General features: G+C 36.7%; 14 protein-coding genes. 4 read left to right on the top strand and 10 right to left on the bottom strand.

What is annotated here, in order from left to right; genetic code table 11:
- Positions 1–56: 56 nt before the first annotated feature.
- The 3 genes from IGJ32_RS01530 to IGJ32_RS01520 form a co-directional block, all read right to left on the bottom strand.
- A complete protein-coding gene (locus IGJ32_RS01530; protein WP_094940478.1) occupies positions 57–236 on the bottom strand; it encodes a hypothetical protein in 180 nt (59 codons plus the stop codon).
- 12 nt (positions 237–248) lie between these two features.
- Positions 249–755 (bottom strand): hypothetical protein, encoded by a 507-nt coding sequence (locus tag IGJ32_RS01525; protein ID WP_342082087.1) that lies wholly within the window; start codon positions 753–755, stop codon positions 249–251.
- 411 nt (positions 756–1,166) lie between these two features.
- Positions 1,167–4,745: an immunoglobulin-like domain-containing protein gene (locus tag IGJ32_RS01520; protein WP_342082086.1), complete on the bottom strand. Its 3,579-nt coding sequence runs from the start codon at positions 4,743–4,745 to the stop codon at positions 1,167–1,169.
- Positions 4,746–5,235: 490 nt separating this feature from the next.
- Between IGJ32_RS01520 and IGJ32_RS01515 the strand changes: the two genes are divergently transcribed.
- Positions 5,236–5,802 (top strand): hypothetical protein, encoded by a 567-nt coding sequence (locus IGJ32_RS01515; protein ID WP_034699229.1) that lies wholly within the window; start codon positions 5,236–5,238, stop codon positions 5,800–5,802.
- Positions 5,803–6,196: 394 nt separating this feature from the next.
- On the opposite strand, the gene treC is transcribed toward IGJ32_RS01515, so the two are convergent.
- The 3 genes from treC to IGJ32_RS01500 form a co-directional block, all read right to left on the bottom strand.
- Positions 6,197–7,825, bottom strand: coding sequence for an alpha,alpha-phosphotrehalase (gene treC, locus IGJ32_RS01510; protein WP_034699232.1), 1,629 nt, complete (start codon positions 7,823–7,825; stop codon positions 6,197–6,199).
- A gap of 269 nt (positions 7,826–8,094) precedes the next feature.
- The gene (locus IGJ32_RS01505; protein WP_342082085.1) at positions 8,095–10,806 is read right to left on the bottom strand and encodes an FtsX-like permease family protein; all 2,712 of its coding nucleotides are present in this window, start codon (positions 10,804–10,806) and stop codon (positions 8,095–8,097) included.
- Between the two features lie 9 nt (positions 10,807–10,815).
- Positions 10,816–11,517 (bottom strand): ABC transporter ATP-binding protein, encoded by a 702-nt coding sequence (locus IGJ32_RS01500; protein ID WP_010720230.1) that lies wholly within the window; start codon positions 11,515–11,517, stop codon positions 10,816–10,818.
- 163 nt (positions 11,518–11,680) lie between these two features.
- Here IGJ32_RS01500 and IGJ32_RS01495 point away from each other — a divergent pair, with 163 nt between their 5' ends.
- From IGJ32_RS01495 to IGJ32_RS01485, 3 genes are all read left to right on the top strand, one after another.
- Positions 11,681–12,286: a cysteine hydrolase gene (locus tag IGJ32_RS01495; RefSeq protein ID WP_063626495.1), complete on the top strand. Its 606-nt coding sequence runs from the start codon at positions 11,681–11,683 to the stop codon at positions 12,284–12,286.
- An 84-nt stretch (positions 12,287–12,370) separates the two neighbouring features.
- Positions 12,371–13,396 carry a ribose utilization transcriptional repressor RbsR gene (rbsR, locus tag IGJ32_RS01490; RefSeq protein ID WP_010720232.1) on the top strand — a complete coding sequence of 342 codons (1,026 nt, stop codon included), beginning with the start codon at positions 12,371–12,373 and terminating at the stop codon, positions 13,394–13,396.
- A gap of 322 nt (positions 13,397–13,718) precedes the next feature.
- Positions 13,719–15,824: a glucosaminidase domain-containing protein gene (locus tag IGJ32_RS01485; RefSeq protein WP_161638201.1), complete on the top strand. Its 2,106-nt coding sequence runs from the start codon at positions 13,719–13,721 to the stop codon at positions 15,822–15,824.
- 375 nt (positions 15,825–16,199) lie between these two features.
- Here IGJ32_RS01485 and IGJ32_RS01480 read toward each other — a convergent pair whose 3' ends face one another.
- The 4 genes from IGJ32_RS01480 to IGJ32_RS01465 form a co-directional block, all read right to left on the bottom strand.
- A complete protein-coding gene (locus tag IGJ32_RS01480) occupies positions 16,200–18,008 on the bottom strand; it encodes an FtsX-like permease family protein (protein ID WP_063626493.1) in 1,809 nt (602 codons plus the stop codon).
- Positions 18,009–18,022: 14 nt separating this feature from the next.
- A complete protein-coding gene (locus tag IGJ32_RS01475; RefSeq protein WP_010720235.1) occupies positions 18,023–18,775 on the bottom strand; it encodes an ABC transporter ATP-binding protein in 753 nt (250 codons plus the stop codon).
- Between the two features lie 6 nt (positions 18,776–18,781).
- Positions 18,782–19,168 (bottom strand): YxeA family protein, encoded by a 387-nt coding sequence (locus IGJ32_RS01470; RefSeq protein ID WP_207495442.1) that lies wholly within the window; start codon positions 19,166–19,168, stop codon positions 18,782–18,784.
- 436 nt (positions 19,169–19,604) lie between these two features.
- A complete protein-coding gene (locus IGJ32_RS01465; protein ID WP_034699254.1) occupies positions 19,605–20,474 on the bottom strand; it encodes an SPFH domain-containing protein in 870 nt (289 codons plus the stop codon).
- Positions 20,475–20,485 lie beyond the last annotated feature (11 nt).

The following is a 20,485-nucleotide window of genomic DNA, read 5'->3' as shown; positions in this document are numbered from 1 at the left end:
TAATTATATTTGAACAGCATTGTAGCAATACCTTAATCACTATACAAAAAGAATAACTAAATACTATACCTATTAATATAATACGAATAGGTATGATAACCAAAAGCCGCAGCAACATGGAAACTAAAGTAGTCAACGCCAACCTCATTAATCAATCGTTGGTTGTACCCCCCAATCTCATCTAATAATTCCTCATAAGTAATATATCCGCATTCGTACTGCTGAATTATATTCACATCTTACTCCACTTATTGATATGTTCCGCTATATATTGTTTGTCCGTCTATCATGATATAGCAATTATTATCGTTGTTATCTTGCACCAATACACCATCAAGTGTAGCACTAGGCGTAGTAACAATCACTGGGTACTCATGAGAAAGCTCGGTCATTTTCCCTTGCTTGCTAAGGTCTTGCTCAATTGTCAAACCGTTTGCTACAAAGTTGAATACTCTTGTTCCTATAGTTATTGTAGCGTTTTGAGGTTCAATTTCTGTAGATTCTTCTGACACTATGCTATTTTCTGAATTGCTTTGAGATTCATTACCATAAACGTTTCTGGAAGATTCTAGTACTTCTTGATTGTTCTCGGTTGTACTATTCAATTCAGCTAGATTTTTTTTATATTGCTCATTATCAATTGCTAAACTCTCTCGTTTATCATCAATCTTATTCATCTCTGTAACGGTATAAAATAGTACCCCTGCTAACACTATATTTGCAATTAAACTAATCATAAGTAATACATTTTTCATTTTGTTTTTCACTTCCTTCTATCTATTCTTGTAATTCATTACTTTTGGTTCAAGAAGCCACTTATTCAGTTTATACCAAAAGAATCTCTTAAAAAAGACAAATTATTATTCATCACTGCCCCAGTTAGATAATTTAGCTTATATACTGAATTATACTCATTCAAAATGACTGCGTTTTTGTTCATTGATATTTAATTTTTAAACATTTATCTGTCACTTTTCTTTTGAAATGGCATAAATTTTTAATTTTATTTGACGAAAAATATAAACCTCTGTACACATTACGGTATTCATCATTTAGCTCAACCTGTTTTAATTTTGAGCGTATCTTAAATCAAGAAAACTGAGACATTGATCAGATTTTTTCTAATCAATGCCCCAGTTTTTAGACTTACATAAATTTATTTTTCCTTAGTTTACAGAAACTGTTTGGTTTTCAGCCAATAAGTTGCCACTTCCATCATAGAAATTCATTGTTACTTGATCATCAGCTTTGATTAGGTCTGGCTTCACATAATAACTGATTGCCCCATCCTTAAAGCTCCCACCTTTACTGATCAGTTTACCATTGACAAACAAGTGTCCTTGGTGGACCTGGGTATCAGAACCATAGGCTCCTTTGATCGTTTGTGTGCCGACTTTATAAGTCAGTTCGTTGATTTCAGCTGTTGGTGTTTGAATAGTGACCCCAATCTCTGATCCTGGAATTTGTTGTCCTCGATTGTTGGCACCCATCAAGACTACTTGATCATCTTCTGACACTTTGAGGTTTCCTACATAATAACTGAACTTGCCATCTTTGAAGCTGCCGCCTTGACTAACTTTTTCGCCATTGACCAACAAGATTCCTTGGTAAACATCGCCTGTGTAGGTTCCTTCGATTACTGTACTGATTCCCACACGATGGGCTTCTGTTAATTGACCCAGTTGTTCTCCTATAGTCACTGGTTGTGGGTCCCCTAGTGGTGTATCGAATTTATCATAGCCTTGAATCGTTGCTTGATCCCCTGCTTTGATGATTTGAGAGTTCACATAATAGCTAAACTTACCATCTTTATAGGTTCCGCCCCAGCTGATTACTTCCCCATTCACTACTAGTTTTCCTTTATGGATATCCCCCGTATAAGTTCCAGTAATGGTTGAATCACCTAGCTTATAAGTGTCCACCTGATCAATTGATCCTGAAGATTCGGAAATCACTTCAATCTCTTTGGAATCTATCAATTCCTTCTCTTTGTTGTAGCCATCTAATACGACTTTGTCGCCGACTTTTAATTTGCCAACACCGACATAATAGCTGAACTGACCATCTTTGAAGCTACCGCCCCAGCTGACCACTTTGCCATTAACGGTTAATCGTCCGAGAGACATATCCCCTGTGTAGGTTCCAGTAATATTGACATCTCCTACATGATATTCTTGTGGTTTCAACTCACTTTTCACTAGTTCTGCCACATAAGTTCCTGCCGTTAAATCACCAGTGCCGTAATTTGTCATAAAGTCAGCAGGTGAATAGCCTTTGGACTGACCATCTTCACGAATCCAATTTCCTGTCAGCTGATCTCCATCGTTCAATGCTTTCGGTGCTGATAAACCAGTGTCTCCAACCGCTTTAAAGTGATCGCCTAGTGTTAATTTATTAAGTGAAGTATCAGCAAACATATCCTTCATAGTTGTTACGTTACTGGTATCAAAACCACTTACATCTAAACTTGTTACGCTGCTTATATTGTAAAACATATTCTCCATAGTTGTTATATTACTGGTATCAAAACCACTTACATCTAAACTTGTTACACTGCTCATACCACGAAACATATTAGCCATATCTGTTACGTTACTGGTATCAAAGCCACTTACATCTAGACTTGTTACGCTGCTCATACCGGAAAACATATGTTGCATATTTGTTACTTTACTGGTATCAAAGCCACTTACATCTAGACTTGTTATGCTACTCATACCTTTAAACATTTTACTCATATCTGTTACGTTACTGGTATCCAGTTGACTTAACCCTTCGATTTCAGTTACATTCGTAGGTTTGTCAGCCGAGGTATTTCCACTAAATAATAAAAAAGAATTTTCTGGAGCAACTACTTTTCCAGACAAGACAATTTTCTTGATGGCTGTAGCATCTACTTTTTTGTTTTTGTACCATGGCGATTCTACAAAACCACTTAACTCACCTGCTCCGATTGTTAACGTTCCTGTATCTTCATCAAACATATACGGACTAGTACCCCATGTGCCTGTTTCAACGGAAACATACGTGCCAGCAGTCAAATCACCAGTGCCATAGTTTTTCATGAAATCTGCTGCTGAATAAAACGTCCCTTTGCCATCTTCTCTCATCCAAGCAGAAGTAAGACTTGCGTTTTTTCCATCTGTTTCTACAAATTTAAATGTGTCTCCTAGTGTTAATTTCTTAAGTGAAGTATTAGTAAACATATAAGGCATAGATGTTACGTTACTGGTATCAAAGCTACTTACATCTAGACTTTTTACGCTACTCATACCGTTAAACATACTATACATATTTTTTACTTTACTGGTATCAAAGCTACTTACATCTAAACCTGTTACACTGCTCATACCAAAAAACATATAACTCATATCTGTTACGTTACTGGTATCCAGTTGACTTAACCCTTCGATTTCAGTTACATTCGTAAGATCCTTATTAGCGGTACTTGTACTAAATAAGTAGTTTGAATTTTCTGGAGCCACTACTTTTCCAGACAAAACAATTTTCTTGATTGCTTCAAGATCCACTGTTCCGCTGTTCCAAGGTGATTCTTCATAGCCACTTAACTCACCTGCTCCGATCGTCAATGTCCCTGTGTTTTCATCAAAATTATACGGACTGGTACCCCACCATCCTGTAGCAGAAACATACGTGCCAGCAGTCAAGTCACCAGTGCCATAGTTGTTCATGAAATCTGCTGCTGAATAAAACGTCCCTTTGCCATCTTCTCTCATCCACGCAGAAGTAAGGCCTGCTGGTCCGTTGGCTGATTTTACAAATTTAAAGGTATCTCCTAGAATTAATTTCTTAAGTGGAGTATCACCAAACATATTCCACCTATCTGTTACTTTGCTAGTGTCAAAGTTGCTTAAATCTAGACTTGTTACGCTACTCAGACCGTTAAACATATAAATCATAGTTGTTACGTTACTGGTATCAAAGCCACTTACATCTAAACTTGTTACGCTGCTCATACCCCAAAACATATCATTCATATTTGTTACGTTACTGGTATCAAAGCCACTTACATCTAAACTTGTTATGCTACTCAAAGCTCTAAACATATTTCCCATAGTTGTTACTTTACTGGTATCCAGTTGACTTAACCCTTCGATTTCAGTTACATTCTGCAATTGACTACCACCAAATAAGGCCCAAGAATTTTCCGGAGCAACTACTTTTCCAGATAAGACAATTTTCCTGATTGCTTCCGCTGATACTTTTTTGCTATTCCATGGGGATTCTGTATATCGACTTAACTCACCTGCTCCGATTGTCAATACTCCTGTATTTTCATCAAAAGTATACGAGCTGGTACCCCATGTGCCAGTTATCTTAGAAGCTGCTGCCACGTTCGCTTTTTGCGCTACTTTTGGCGCTTCAGCTGTTGGATTAGTTGCATCCCCTTCACTGTCGGCAGTCGCTGCTGTTGCTTGCTCTTGTTCTGTTGCTTGGTCTTGGGTGTCATCCGTTGTTTCATCGGTTGGTGCTAACGAATCACTAGCTGTAGTAGTTGAATCCGTTGGGTTTACTAACGGATCTGTGACGTTTTGTATCGTTTGATCGATGACTTCTTTTGCTTCATTCGCCTGTGTTTGTTCAGTAGAAGTTTCGGCTGTTGGTGTCAAAGTATCCGCTAATGCCATCGTTGGTGCAATCCCAGTATTTCCCATCACACCAGCCACCGCAAACATCGTTAATAGCTGTTTTTTACGTTTTGCTGTTAATTTTTTCTTACTCATATTTACTCCTTTTTTGCTCTTATTTTTGATCATTATTTTCTCGTCAATACCACTTCATCAGCTTTAGGTGTTTCCCCTGTTTTCAATTGATTTTTCTTTCCAATGTCCATTTTGTTACCGAAGCTGACAAAATCGTATGGATCATCTCCCCTGCAACATTTATTTTACTTGTTCTAATTAAGCATAAACGCTCAATATTCCCAATTAATATTCTTGAATTTTGATCGTTTACCATAACTTTTTTTGTATATATTTCTTTCATTGATCGAGGAAATCAATCAAGCTTCTTCCACTACTTATCATCTGAAGAAATATTTCACCTACATGTTACGCTTTATGTAAAGGTTAATAGGTAAAAGAAAAAGAGAGTGGGACAATAGTCAGAAAAAAATCTGATTATTGCTCTACTCTCTTTTTTATTACATTTTTAAAGCTACTTTCAAATGTTGTTTGCTATAATTAAAAAAAGGTCTTTAAGGAGAACTAAATAATGCTTTTAATTAAATTTATGTTTACTTTAATATATTATGGTAGTTTTATTTATACAGTCTACAAAGTCAGGCAGATCCAACAGGAGTATTCAGATATCATGGCTCTATATAAACAAGAAAGAGAGCGTACTTTTCCAAACCTAACTGAACAAGAACAAAAGAAACGAAAAAAAGCAATCTCACAATATTATGAAAAAAAGGATCCTTCTTTTGCTCTAAAAAGAAAATTTTCATTTATCATTTATGTTATTGTCTTTTTTATTTTGGAACGTGTTATTCACTACTTTTTCCCTATTGAAGACGTTCCTAAAAATTTGAATTATATAATTCCCTATTTGGGAATAGCCCTTACCATCAGTGCTGTTACAGGTTTTTACTTAATTAAATCCAAAAAAAAGGAACGCGAAATATTTAAACAGTATTTAATAGACCATCCCAAAAACGAATTACAATTTGTTTGGGTTTCAGAAAAACTTCAGGCAAGTTTTATGCAAAATACAAATAAAAGATTTATAGTCCATCTTACACTAGGTCTATTAATGATATTGTATCCTCTTTTTTCTTAGATGAGAGCATACATTAAATTGTTATTGACTCCATCATATTCTTTGATTTGCGATACTCAATTTTATCATTACTCAATTGATTTTTTCATGATTCTTTCTTCTTATCTCACATTTGTTTTTAGACAAAATAAAAACGACCTTAATCCAATAAATCATGGATTAAGCGTCGAATGTTTTACCACCAGCTGATGGTTCATTAAAAATACAATTTTCTTTCGAAATATCTCGTGTAAAATTTTATCTGCAACCGATTCATCGTTTTTTTCAAAACAGTTGCTCATAAAGACATCAGTAATTTGTCAATCTCATGAAAGTTTTTTTACTTTAGAAACAAAGATCATGCTCAGTTACTATCGGCTCATCGTTTACCAATTTTTTGCTCTTGATCTTTTATTTACTGGATCAACAGTGCGATCGCTTGATAAGGTCTTAGGGTCAATTCCTCTTGGATAAGAGTATTGGCATAATTGCTGATAAGCGGTTGGGCACTAACAAATTCTTCTGGGATCGTTATGGTCGTTTCATTTTCGTAAAAATTAGTTAAAACCAATAATTTTTGTCCGTCTAATTGTCTTAAATAACCGTATACTTGAGGATGATCGGGTTCATAAGCTTGATAGTCCCCTGATGCGATTACAGGATATTGTTTTCGCAATTGAATCAATTTTTTGTAGTATGCGAAAATCGATTGTTCAGATGTACGTTCTTGTTCTACATTGATGACCTCATGATTTGCTGCTAAACCTAACCAAGGTGTTCCTGTGGTAAAGCCAGCTGTTTCATCGCTTGTCCATTGCATCGGTGTCCGAGCGTTATCTCTGGATTTCGCCTTGATTCGCCGAAAAGCTTCTTCTTCCGAGAAGGATTGGTTCAGCATTTCTTGGTAAGCATTTAAACTTTCTACATCGACGTAATCATCGATATGCTGAAAGTCTGGATCGATCATCCCAATTTCTTCCCCCATATAAATATAAGGCGTCCCACGATTCAAATGGATCATCGTCGCTAACATTTTAGCCCCTTCTGTGCGGTATTTATCAATTGCTACAAAGCGGTTGAGGGCTCTTGGCTGGTCGTGGTTATTTAAGAACAACGCATTCCAGCCATTTCCTTTACTCATCGCTTCGCCCCATGTATGGAACAGACTTTTTAAAGCTTCAAAATCAAAAGGTGGCGTACTCCATTTGTTTCCATTTTCGTAATCAACCTTCAAATGATGAAAATTGAACACCATCGAAAGCTCATTCCGACTTGGTTCCGTATACAAAATACAATTTTCAATCGTCGTTGAACTCATTTCTCCAACTGTGATGATTTCTGGATCTTGTCCAAAAGTTTCCCGATTTAATCGTTGAAGATACGTATGAGTAATCGGCTTGTCAGTATATTCTGCTTTTCCTTGGTTCTCTGCATTATTTTTGAGTTCTTCATCTTTCCCGATCACGTTGATCACATCAAAGCGAAAGCCTTTGACCCCTTTAGACATCCAAAAACGAACAACTTTGAACAACTCTGTTTGCACTGCTTCATTTCGCCAATTTAAATCTGCTTGTGTTTGATCATAGAGATGTAAATAATACTTACCCGTATCTCCAAAAGGCGCCCATGCATTACCACCAAATTTAGATACCCAATCGGTTGGCTCATCTCTTAGAATAAAAAAATCTTGGTAAAAACGATCGCCAGCTAAAGCTTTTTGAAACCATTCGTGTTCTATTGAGACATGGTTTAAAACCATATCAAGCATAATCTCTATATTATAGCTCTTTGCTTGTGTGACTAGTTCTTCAAATTCTTCCATCGTTCCAAATAGTGGATCAATCGCTACATAATCAGAAATATCATAGCCATTATCTTTTTGTGGACTCGGATAAATGGGGTTCAACCAAATCATATCGACCCCTAGTTCATGCAGATAAGGTAATTTTTCTTTGATCCCTTTTAAATCGCCAATCCCGTCACCATTACTATCACGATAAGATTTAGGATAAATTTGATAAACTACTTTCTCATTAAACGACATCTTCATTCGCCTCCAATCAGCTATCATTCCAACTTATATATACAAGTTTACAAATCCTATTATAAAGGAAAAGGAAGCGTTTATCAAGGACAGAGCTAAGCCCTCTAATAGGAAGACCTCACCCATTATAAACTGTCGCACATCCAACAAATTGGCATAACAAAACCTGCGTATCATTTTCCCTACACCAAATTTTCTTTTCATCAACCAGTTACCTAATAAAAAAACTTCTTGCAAAAGTCTACTCAACTTTTAGCAAGAAGCTTTTTTTATTCGTTTGATTTCAAAGCATCAATCATATTGATATTTTTCAGCTTGAAGTGGGTCGCTATCATAACGATAACTGTAAATTCAATAGTCAAAACAGCAGAAAGAGCATATGCTTTCCAAGTGATCACTAATGGGAAGATCACCGTCTCCATTGAAGCCTGTTGTAAAATAAAGTCAGTTAGGACGTAGCCGATGCCAAATCCACCTACAATACCAACTAAAGTAAAAATAATATTCTCCCTCACAATATACATCGTTACTTCTTTATCAAAAAAGCCTAGTACTTTGATCGTTGATAATTCCCGCACTCGTTCAGAAATATTGATATTGGTTAAATTATACAACACGATAAACGCTAACAGCCCTGATAAAACGACAAAAATCACAACGATTGAATCGAGGTTCGCAAGTGATTCTTCTTGGGTTTCCATTTGTTTCGAAACAAATGATGTATTTGTTACTGCATTGGTTCCCAATAGCTTTTCTGACAAAGCATTCTCTTGTTTTTTAGACATTGGGTCAGCTTGAACTAAATAAGCATTTGTAGAAGCTTCGTTTCCTGATACTTTTTGATAATAGGCAGGGCTCATATAAACAAAGTTTCCTAAATAGTTTTGAGCAATGGCTTTCACCGTAACCGATAACTCTTTTTGGTCATCCGTGTACAATGAAAGGCGGTCTCCTTCAGATACATCAAACAGTTCGGCAGCTTTTTGTGTGAGGACGATTCCTGAATCATTCAACTCCATGTTACGTCCTTTTAATGAGATCAAGTGAATAAACGGTGATAGACCTTTTGACGTTTCCGGTATGATCATCGTAACGCTTTGAGTCGCTTGTCCTTGTTGCCGAAGCTCGATCGTTTGCATGTTTACTGCTAGCAAATCAGTAATTTTCGGATCGGATTCTAACTGTTCCTTTGCTTTTGTTTCACTGTTTTCTGTTTCTCCATCTAAAGTGACAATTGCTTGGTAATTCGTAATTGGGCCAAATTGTTTATCAGAAACAGAGCTTAAAGAGTCTTTCAATCCTACGCCTGCTACCATTAAACCAGCACAACCAGCAATCCCAACGATTGCCATAAACATTCTGGATTTATAACGGAACAGATTTCGATAACTGATTTTCTGATTAAAGCTTAATCTTGACCACAGTGGTGTGATATATTCCAATAATATTCTTTTGCCTGGTTTTGGCGCTTTGGGTTGTAATAAAGCTGCCGGTCTTTCTCTTAAATCTTTGAATAAGACAATCATCGCTGCACCAAATGCAGCGATAAAAAACGCCACTGCCGCTTGTAAAATCGGAGACCAATCATAAAAAATGACTGCTGATCCGATATCATAGCGTTCATTCGATAGTTCAAAAATAATTCTTGGTAATAGATTGGTTCCTAAGACGGTTCCTAAAATGATTCCTAGACCAGAAGCTAAACTTGCATAAATAGCATATTTTTTTGCAATTTCAAATTTAGTATAGCCTAATGCTTTCAACGTACCGATTTCTCGTCGGTTTTCTTCGACCATCCGTGTCATCGTCGTAAAAGTGATCAATGCTGCAATAAAGAAGAAGAAAACAGGAAAAACATTAGCAATGGCTGCGATCCGTTCAGCTAAATCACCAAATTCTTGAAAGCCCACATTATCTGAACGCTCTTGGAAACGATAGGTTGGTTTTTCCAAACGATTGATCTTTTCTTCATTTTCGGTAATTTGGGCCTGTGCATCATTCAGTTTTTCTTGTTGTTCAGCGACTTGCTTTTCTTGCTCAGCTAGCTGTGCTTCTTGCGTAGCTAGTTCATTAGTTGCTACTGTTCGTTGTACTTCAGGCAATTGTTCGATCATTGAACGTTGTTGCTCTAGTTGGGATCTGGCAGCTGCCAATTGACTTTGTGCCAGACTAATTTGTTCTTGACCAGCACTCACCTTTTCTTTTTCTGGTTGTAAAGACTCCTTAGCTTGTTCCCTTAGTTCAGTTAAACGTGCAGCTGGTCGATCTTGAAAAAGTTTCTCCACGCTTTTTTGGTTTTGTGCCATTTTGTCCCGATATTCTTTACTATAAGTATCAAAGGATGAAACATTTTTAAAAGTTAAGTAAATAACCGATTGAATGTCTGTGTTAAATTCTGTTTCAGGTAAATAAACAAAATAATCGATCGTGCCGTTCCCGACATTGGCAAAACCACGTTCTAAATTATTGATGAAAAGTGGCGATCGTACAAATCCAACAATTTGATAGTCTTTCTTTTTCACGTTGTCAGAATCGATCGTGTACGTTTCGCCTATTTTATAGCCTAGACTTTTTGCTTTTTCATCTAGTACGAGTTCGTCTTTATTCTTTGGTAAATGCCCATCTACTACTTCTAAAAGGTTTTGTTTATTTGATTTTTTATAAGAAAAAACTTGCACAACTTCGTTTTTACTTGAGCTGGAATAATAAAATTGTTTTCCCGTTTCCAGTTGTGCATCAGGGATTTTTTCGGCTCTAGTTACGTCTTGTTCCGTTAAACCACCAGTTGAAATGATTTGTAAATCCGATAGATTGCCTTTTTCAACATAGTGATCCATCGTTTTTTGCATAACCGGCCCCGCCGTTTTAACGCCTACGAATAACAAGGTCCCTAGCAAAATGATCAATACAATGGCAATAAATCTGCCTTTCGATTGTTTGATTTCTCTAGCACTTGCTTTAAGATATGTTTTTGTTTTCATAGCCCCTCCTTACCACACAATCTCATCAATGGTTGAAGGATGATCGTTTGTTTCAATCGAACGGACTTTCGCATCGTTGATATGGATGACACGATCAGCAATCGGTGCTAAGGCAGAATTATGAGTAATGATCAACACCGTATTTCCATGTTCTCTACTCGCATTTTGTAATAACTTCAACACCTGTTTCCCTGTTTCAAAATCCAACGCACCTGTTGGTTCATCACATAGAAGTAATTTCGGATTTTTTGCTAATGCTCGAGCAATGGAAACACGCTGCTGTTCTCCTCCTGAAAGCTGTGAAGGAAAATTGTCCAGCCGATGTGCCAGACCTACTTGTGTCAATACCTCCACTGGATCTAACGCATCTGGTGAAACTTCTGTTGCCAACTCGACATTTTCTTTTGCTGTTAAATTCGGTACCAAATTATAAAATTGAAATACAAATCCGACATCTGTTCGACGATAGGCGGTCAATTGTTTATCGTTGAACTGAGCGATGTCTGTCTGATCAATGATGATTTGCCCTTCATCTGGCTTATCCATCCCGCCTAATATATTAAGAACTGTTGACTTCCCTGCACCACTTGGACCAAGTATAATGACTAGTTCTCCTTTTTTGATCGCAAATGAAATATTATCATTTGCGGTAATCGTTGTTTCTCCCATTTTGTACCGTTTACATTCGTTGATTACTTCTACATAGCTCATCCTTCTTCTCTCATCTCCATCTCTTTACGAATAAAGTCACTACTTTTTATTTTACCATTGAAATGAATCAGACTAAAGATTTGATAGACGATTCATTGACAAATACAGAAATTATGTTTTACTTACATGGAAAACGATCTATTTATTGAAAGAAGGAAAACCCATGACTACTACAAAATCACCTATTCCACTCGAATTAGCAAAAACAGCTTTTTTACCGATCGATCTCCAAAAAGGAATTGTGAATTCTGGGCAATTATTCCCTTATGATGCAACCACCATCCTCTCAAACAATCAACTGATTGCTGAGCAGTTAAAGCATACAACTGCTTGGAATATACTAGTCAATGTCGATATTACCAGCTTTCAGTATTTGAGTGCTAAAAATGACCGAGCACAAGCAGGTGCTTTTTATACCCCCCCTAAAGAATTTACTGATTTATTACTTGAACCTACCACCAAAGGAACACAAAACACACTCACGATCACTAAACATAATCCAAGTGCTTTTTTTGGAACGTCTTTAGATGCCCAACTTCGTCGAAGAAAGATCGATACGCTCATTCTTTCAGGTGTAGCAACTTCAAACGGTGTCTATGCCACCGCTTTAGATGCTTTTCAACATGGTTACCATGTTATTGTTATCGAAGATGGTTGTAGTGATCGAGATCTAGAACTTCATACGCTCTTTTTTGAAAAAATGTTTCCAAAAACAGCACGGGTGCGTACAACCAAAGAAATCCTTCAAGCAATCGAAGAAGCCAGATAAAGGAACCAAACACGCCTTGTTTTTCATTTACATTGCTGGTTTTCCATGGGAAAATAAAGGTAACCGTTAGATAGGAGTATCAGAATGAAAAAAAAGAAAATAACGATTAAAGACGTGGCAAAACATTCTGGTGTTTCCATTGCCACTGTTTCATTGATTTTAAATGGTAATGAAGAAAAATTCAGCGCTAAAACAGTTGAAAAAGTGCTTGCTTCAAAAGACATTCTCGGCTATCAACCTGACTATGTCGCTCGCCAAATGATTACGAAAGAAACAAAAACGATTGGTGTCCTCGTGCCGGATATCACCAACCCTTTTTTTAATACGCTAATGCGTGGAATTGAAGATGTGTTATACAAACAAAACTTCGTGACGATTTTATGTAACGCTGATTCTGACCATCAAAAAGAAATTGAGTATTTAGCCGAATTAGCACGACGAGGCGTCGATGGGTTTATCATAGCTACTTCCGCTGTTTCGACTACAGCAATCAATGAAAATCTCAAGAAACAAAATCGACCTTTTATTGTGTTGGATCAAAAAAAGGCTGAAGGATTTAGTGATGCGATCAGCACAGATGATTTTCGTGGAGGATACTTGGCTGGTACACACTTACTTCATTTAGGTCACCAATCCATTGCGCTCGTTTATCCACAAAATCCCCCTGAAAACGTCTATCGTAGGATCGAGGGTTTTAAACATGCACTAGATTTTTATCAGCTCTCGCACGACAATTTATTGTTACTACCTACTCATTTTTCTAAAAATGGTGGGTACCAGGTCGTTCCGACGATTCTTAATTCCTCTGCGACCGCAATCTTTGCCTTAAACGACGAGCTCGCTTTTGGTATTTATCGTGGGTTGGAAGAACATGGAAAGAAAATCCCCGAAGATTATAGCGTGATTGGATACGATAATGTGGATATGTGTGAATATGTCAAACCAAAATTAACGACGATCGCTCAACCAATTTTTGAATTAGGTCAATCTGCTGCTCAATTATTATTAGCCCGTATCCAGTCGCCTGAAAAAGAATGGAGCGAAAAATTATTACCAGTAGAATTGAAAAAAAGAGCTTCAACTAAGCGTGTAAGTAGCATTTGTGAATAAATTATGAAGAAAAAAATAAAACATGATGAAGTATTTTTGTGTTTTATTTTTTTTTTGTTTTTTACGGTCGTTATTTTTACAAATATTTTGTAGAAATCTATCTCCTTTGGTACAATTTAAGTAGTATGACCATTTCCCCCAAATTTGTTCTCCCCCAACAAATTAATGGCATGCAGAATAATTAAAATGTTAAAGCGAAGCGACTTATTAGAAAAAAGAATCGTAGCTTATTAATCAAAAAAATCAGATCTTTGTTATGTATTAACAACAGTTGCATGAGCATAGAGACTCGTCACAAGCAAAAAGAAAAGGAGTACCGCATATGAACAAAAATAAAGCAATACGCCTACTTGCTGCATCTTGGCTGATTGCTCCAACGATTTTATCGACTCAAGCTGTTTTTGCAACAGAAAACCAACCAACAACTACAAGTAGCTCACTTGTTTCGGGAAGTGATTCTGTAACTTCAACAGCATCAAGTACAGACACAACTGAATCGTCCACCACAGATTCATCAGCCACAACTGGCTCAACGGGTGAATCATCAACCACTGATTCATCAACGACTGAAACAGGTGAATCAACTGAGAAACCTGCGGAAGAAGTTGCGACACATACACTGACAGTTAATCCCGAATTACTGGGGAAAATTAAGCTGTCTGTTATCAGTAGCGCCCCTCGAGAAGAAAAAGAGTTGACCATCCAACCTAATGGCACGGTCAGTGGGTTGAAAGAAGGAACGAAAGTGTTCTATGAAATCACCCCTCCTAAAGGTGAAAAATTACTTTCTTTCCAAGTAAATGGTGCCCAAGAAGTGAATTATCAAAAAAGATTCTTTGTCGTTGGTGTAATGGATCTATCATTGACTGCTTCATTCAACACACCAACTGTTCCATCTGAAGACTCTTCTACTCAGGATACGACTAATTCAGCTGGAAATACTCAAGATTCTTCTCAAACGACAAAACCTAATGATACAACGAAACCTAGCACAGACAAAAATAAACCAACTGATAGTTCAAAAGAACAATCGAAACCGTCAACGTCAACCAGTAACGATTCAGTTGTTTCAGCGAATACCAATAATTCTTCCAATCACCAAACAAATGACAAAAATAAAGGTCAACAGGCAGGAATTGAAAATCCTGTAGACGGGTCCTCCGATTTTGTCAGCAAAACACCGATTGAAACAACTTTACCAACAAACACGACAGCAGTTCAAAAAGAAATCGTGAAAGAAGCCTATAAATATTTAGGCAGACCCTACGTTTGGGGAGCAAAAGGACCAAGTACATTTGACTGTTCGGGTTTAGCTTATTATGTTTACATGAAGGCCACTGGTCATTATATCGGTGGATGGACAGGTGAACAACAATACGCTGGAACACAGATTCCAGTAGATCAAGCACAACCAGGTGACTTAGTATTCTGGGGACCTTCCTCAGGTGTCACTCATCACGTTGGGATTTATATTGGTAATGGACAATTTATTCATGCCCCTCAACCAGGTGACAAAGTTCGGATTACTTCAATTGCTGATTTCAGACCAGATTTTGCAGTACGTGTCAATATCGCAGGTCTACCAAGCGTGACTGACCAACTGAAAAACCAGTCGATTTTAGATGGTTTAAATGATTCATTCAACTTTACAAAAAATCAAACAACGGATCAGTTTTTGAAAAAAATTGCTACAAGCGCGCAAGAAATTGGTCAAAAAGAAGGCATTTACGCTTCTGTTATGATGGCTCAAGCGATTTTAGAAAGTGGTTCTGGCAATAGTTTGTTGGCAAGTGAACCAAACTATAATCTGTTTGGCATAAAAGGAACTTATGAAGGAAAAAGTGTTTTGTTCAATACTTTGGAACAAGACAGCAACGGTGCAAATTACCAAATCCATGCAACCTTCCGTAAATACCCTTCTTATAAAGAAAGCTTAGAAGACTATGCGAAATTGATCAAAGGCGGGTTGTCCAATAACAAAGATTTCTACAAACCAACTTGGAAATCTGAAGCCAAAAGTTATAAAGAGGCAACGAAGTATCTGGAAGGCCGCTATGCTACAGATAAACAATACGCCAAAAAATTGAATGCGATCATTGAATCGTATGATTTAACTAAATACGATGAACCGAAAAAAGAAGATAATAAAGAAACCAAAGTTAAAAATGTTTCAAAACCTTTGGTAGTACCTGTGTCTTGGGATAAAAATGAGATGTCGCTAGTTGATGTAGACACTTGGTCTTTAAAAACAATTAGGAAAAAACCAGAATATCTTTCTACAATGAAAACACCAAATTACTGGGAATTGTACTTGCAACTATCTGCCAGAGAAATTCCAAAAACGACTGTCATTAAAGTCAAAGCCGACACCATTCCTTTATTGAAAAACTTAGCGATCATCCATCCATCATGGAGTAGATTAACTTAAAAAAAGCTATGACAGAAGTGTCTAGCTCTGAAAACAAGCCGGAGATGAGGTTGAGACAAGTTTTGTCTCAGTCTCTTCTCCGGCTTATTCATGTTTAGAGTGAACGTGTGATGTCTCAGATGTTTCTTGTTTTAGCGTACACAAAAAGCACACAACCTTGTAAGATTCAAGTAACGAACAAAAATCAAAGGAGTGTGCCTTTTGTTTAACTATTGGATCGTCCATCAAACCACTTCAGTAATCCATATGGAACAATTTATTCCTCCAGAAGCTGATATTGCCTAGTTCAATACCTCAGATGAACCAATGCTTCTTTTTCGTCTCTTTAACAAGTGCTATCGATGAAACCAACAATATCACCTATTTAGAGTATTTTTATTTCTCTCTTTTCAAAACAATACTTGTATATAACCAAACAGTCAATACATAGTAAATAAAGTACATGACAAAGAAAATTCCGAATGGTATCAACACATCACGATATGGATCATTCATTAAAAATTCAAATAGTCTTAAACCAAATAAGACATGGATCGCTCCTAAAATACCAGGCGCTAAGAATAAAACACCAATTTCTCGTCGAATCGATTGTCTTAATAAACCACGAGTCGCACCGATTTTTTCTAACATCGTATATCGACCAATATCGCTCTTACTACCTGAAAGAATCTTAAACATCAAGCAACTTGCTAACATCGCTAAGAACGCAATTCCTAGGAAGAAGCCCATAAATTCCATCCCTGAGAAAATACCATTCACTTGTTGATACATTTCATATTTTTGTCCACTCATGGCTTGGTAATCTTTCAACTCTGGATTGACTTGATTATTTTCTTTCACTAATGTTTCGATACCTGGTAAACTTGCTTCAAAATCTTTGACTGTAATTAATTGTAACGTTGTTTCTGGCAACGCTAATTGATCGAATTCACTCGCACGAACTAATTTTATTCCCTTCGCTTGTTGCGTAGGTAATTCGTTTTGTCTTAATGTCTCTTGCAACTCACTTGATTTTGCGATTTCTTCACCAGTTGCTGTCTTTACTTTGTTATCCGCAAAAGTGTTCCCACTATATGCAATATATCTAAGCGGCTCTTTTTCCCATTCATCATAATTGTAATAAACGTATTGTTCATCTTCTTTTTGAGCATAGATGTTATTTGACGTTGGATTTAATTCTCTGACTTTTCCTTGGTCAATCTTTTGTGCATTGTTTAGAACTAAATCATAAGCGTTTGATGAATTGGTCAATGCGGAGATTTGATTTCTGAATCCTAAACCAACCGTTAACGCTCCTAAAGCTAAAGCAAATAAGATCGCTACCATTGAAAGCATTTGCGTATAGTCCCGAATCCTAAAGCTTAATTGTGATAAGGTAAAGTTGTTCAACTTTTTCAATGAGATACCTTCTGATTTTTTCAGTAAAGACAAGAAGAAAATAATCACTGAATGGAAAATGAAATAGGTTCCCAGACAAATCGTTACGAGAGAAATCCCTAAACCAGACAATCCAATACGTGCAATTTCTGATAGAACGTAATAACCAACGCCTAATAAAACAACCCCTAATACAACTTCAAGTAAAAATAAAAATTTATTTTGTTTCATTCGTGTTGGTGTAGCTTCCGCACGAATCAATGTAAGAATTGGCTTTTTCACAATTGAAAAAGCATTGGTGATTGCTGCTAATAAAAACAAAACAGCAAAAAAGAAAAGAGTGATCAGAATACCCTTTACACTAAATGGTGTAAAATGTGTAATTGAAATGTTTAATTGTTCAACGAGTATTCGTTCCACAATACTTGTTAGCCCTACACCAATCGCAGAGCCAACGACGGTCGCCGTTGCACCCACAACAAATGTTTCGGTAAAAATCATTTGTGCAATTTTTCTGCCCTTAGCCCCTAACATCATAAACATTGCATAATCTTTCTGACGCATCGCCATTAAAAATGAATTAGCATAAAGGATGTATACAAAAGTAATGATTGCTAATAATACCGAGCCAAAATGAAAAATTAAAACAGTTGATCCAACGGTAGAATTACTTTCTAAAAACGCTTCATTGCTTGCGATTGACTCGAACATATAAAAAATAGCTGAAGTCATAACCAAACCTGAAAATAAAACAATATAATCTCTTAAACGCCCTTTAATCCCAGTAAGCGATAATTTCCAAAGCATGTTTTTTCCTCCCCTTACTGTTCTAGATTTCCTAAGATCGTTAGAATATGACGATAAAACTCATCACGGCTTTGTTCGCCACGTTTGACTTCTTCGTGGATACCGCCATCTTTGATAAATAAGATTCGTTCACAGTAGCTGGCAGAAAACGGATCATGTGTTACTAATAGAATTGAAACATCATCTTTTTGATTCAATTCTTTCATCGTATCTAGCAAATCACGCGCACTCTTAGAATCTAAAGCTCCAGTCGGTTCATCACCTAATAAGATCGTTGGTTGTGTAACCAAGGCACGAGCTGCTGCTACCCGTTGTTTTTGACCACCTGAAATTTCAGAAGGATAACTTCCCATGATATGAGAAATCGATAAACGTTCTGCTACTGCTTTGACCCGTCGCTTGATTTCTTTAGGTTTAACACCTTGTAAGGAAAGTGGTACTGCAATGTTTTCTTGTGCAGTTAAGTTTTCTAGTAAATTAAAATCTTGGAAAATAAAGCCAATCTCTTTCGCACGAAAGTCTGCTAATTGGTTTCCTTTTAACTTTGTTACATCGTTTTGATTGATTCGGATATTTCCGTCTGTGGGTTTGTCTAATGTAGATAAAATATTTAACAACGTTGATTTACCAGATCCAGAAGCCCCCATGATTCCGATAAATTCTCCTTTTTCTACTGTAAAGCTAATCCCACTTAAGGCTTGTGTCTTCTTCTCATTATTCTTACCGTAGATTTTTGTTACATTTTGAACCTCAACAATTTTTTCCATTTTCATCTATCCTTTACTTAGTTTTTCTTGTGCTAACTTAGGTATATCGTTTTGTTTGACTTCTTCATAAGAAGTGACACCTTTGCTTTTATTCCATGTAATCTCTAAATAGGCTCCTTTTCTTAAAGGACGCGGTTTTTGTCCATTAAATGTTAATATTTTTTCACTTCCCTTTTCATCATATCCGGGAAGAGTATATTTATATTGGATGGTTATTTCATCACGATCATCTTTTATTTCCTCTTTTTCTCCATCTGTCGTAATTTTGACATAGTAGCTATCGCCACCCATGATCATTCGATCCGCAATTTTTAGGCCCCCAAAGATAAAAACTACCGAACCTAATACCAACGCTGCAATGGAAATGCCAATCCCGACCAGTAGTTTCTTCATTTCCTCTCCTTCTTTCACATATGATAGGGCAATTATAAAAAAAAAGACCGTATTTTACCTTTGATTTAACTGTCAAATATCTTTCAATATTGTCATTTATCTATCACAAAGCAAAAGAGTGATTCGCAAGCTTGAATCGAATCGTTTTTTATTTAGATAATAGTTTGATGAATTTTATAAAAAGAAGTTGAGATAAAAGTGTTTAGCATCAAGAAATAAGAAGGAATTTCCGAAAACTGCTTCTCATATTTTTTGAAGATGCTGCTTTGATCTTACCGTGAACAAGAGGTCAGCTCTTTGAACGCCATTTATTCGTTTTTAGAGATACTAAAAAAGACTGAGTTTTGGCTCAGTCTCTGACTACTCTACTGTTCTATTATAGAAAAAATACAGTTGAAAAATTCGTTACAATCATACGATATTTACTCAATAATGGCTATTTTTCTTTCACTGTCCCTGTATTAATGACTGGTTGTGTTCCTTTATCTGTAATAATCGAAACAAGTAGGTTATTGATCAATTGGACTTTCCGATCATCTGTGAAATTGATCTCTTGTCCTGTTTCAATTTGTTCCAATGCCATTTGTGTCATCGTAACTGCTCCTTCAACGATCGTTTGCCGAGCAGATAAAATAGCTTTTGCTTGTTGTCTTTGTAACATTGCACTAGCAATTTCAGTCGCATACGCTAGATGATTCAATCTCGTTTCAATCACCTCGACCCCAGCAACAGATAACCGCTCTTGTAGCTCGTTGGCTAATTCATCAGAGATGGCAGTCGTATTGCCTCGCAAAGTCAAATCTTCTTCATTGAAAGTATCATAAGGGTATTGGCTGGCAATATGACGAATCGCTGTCTCACTTTGAATCTCAACAAAGTCTTGGTAATACGCCACATCGAACAACGCCTTAGCCGTGTCAACAACTTTAAAAACTACGACGGCAGATATTTCGATGGGATTGCCATCTAAATCGTTCACCTTTAAAACCGAACTGTTAAAATTTCGTACTTTTAAAGATAAGTTGATTTTTTGTGCAAACGGAACCGTTAAGAAAAAACCACTTTCTCGTATCGTCCCAATGTACTGTCCAAAAAACAAAATAACTTTTGCTTGGTTGGGACTAACAACCGTTGCGGAGCTTAGTAGTGCAATAGCAATCAACCAACAAACAAAACCCATGACCGTCTGGAAGATCGCTCCACTTGTCATGCCAAAATAGAATAAGAAGCCGCCGATACCAACTAATAACACCAAACCGATCAATCCAATATACCCATTTACATAAACCGCTTTCTTTTCACTCATCACTTAGTTCC

Origin of the sequence: Enterococcus sp. DIV1639a, from assembly GCF_050530445.1 — a bacterium.
Classification (GTDB): domain Bacteria; phylum Bacillota; class Bacilli; order Lactobacillales; family Enterococcaceae; genus Enterococcus_B; species Enterococcus_B hirae.
The sequence above is the reverse complement of the archived record's forward strand: the minus strand, read 5'-3'. Positions and strand labels throughout refer to the sequence as shown.

What these genes read in the sequence shown, in the direction of transcription:
- IGJ32_RS01500 (WP_010720230.1), bottom strand. Translation starts at nt 11,517, where the DNA reads ATGAGCTATGTAGAAGTAATCAACGAATGTAAACGGTACAAAATGGGA.
- IGJ32_RS01520 (WP_342082086.1), bottom strand. Translation starts at nt 4,745, where the DNA reads ATGAGTAAGAAAAAATTAACAGCAAAACGTAAAAAACAGCTATTAACG.
- IGJ32_RS01475 (WP_010720235.1), bottom strand. Translation starts at nt 18,775, where the DNA reads ATGGAAAAAATTGTTGAGGTTCAAAATGTAACAAAAATCTACGGTAAG.
- IGJ32_RS01480 (WP_063626493.1), bottom strand. Translation starts at nt 18,008, where the DNA reads ATGCTTTGGAAATTATCGCTTACTGGGATTAAAGGGCGTTTAAGAGAT.
- IGJ32_RS01515 (WP_034699229.1), top strand. Translation starts at nt 5,236, where the DNA reads ATGCTTTTAATTAAATTTATGTTTACTTTAATATATTATGGTAGTTTT.
- rbsR (WP_010720232.1), top strand. Translation starts at nt 12,371, where the DNA reads ATGAAAAAAAAGAAAATAACGATTAAAGACGTGGCAAAACATTCTGGT.
- IGJ32_RS01485 (WP_161638201.1), top strand. Translation starts at nt 13,719, where the DNA reads ATGAACAAAAATAAAGCAATACGCCTACTTGCTGCATCTTGGCTGATT.
- IGJ32_RS01495 (WP_063626495.1), top strand. Translation starts at nt 11,681, where the DNA reads ATGACTACTACAAAATCACCTATTCCACTCGAATTAGCAAAAACAGCT.
- IGJ32_RS01525 (WP_342082087.1), bottom strand. Translation starts at nt 755, where the DNA reads ATGAAAAATGTATTACTTATGATTAGTTTAATTGCAAATATAGTGTTA.
- IGJ32_RS01505 (WP_342082085.1), bottom strand. Translation starts at nt 10,806, where the DNA reads ATGAAAACAAAAACATATCTTAAAGCAAGTGCTAGAGAAATCAAACAA.
- IGJ32_RS01470 (WP_207495442.1), bottom strand. Translation starts at nt 19,168, where the DNA reads ATGAAGAAACTACTGGTCGGGATTGGCATTTCCATTGCAGCGTTGGTA.
- treC (WP_034699232.1), bottom strand. Translation starts at nt 7,825, where the DNA reads ATGTCGTTTAATGAGAAAGTAGTTTATCAAATTTATCCTAAATCTTAT.
- IGJ32_RS01465 (WP_034699254.1), bottom strand. Translation starts at nt 20,474, where the DNA reads ATGAGTGAAAAGAAAGCGGTTTATGTAAATGGGTATATTGGATTGATC.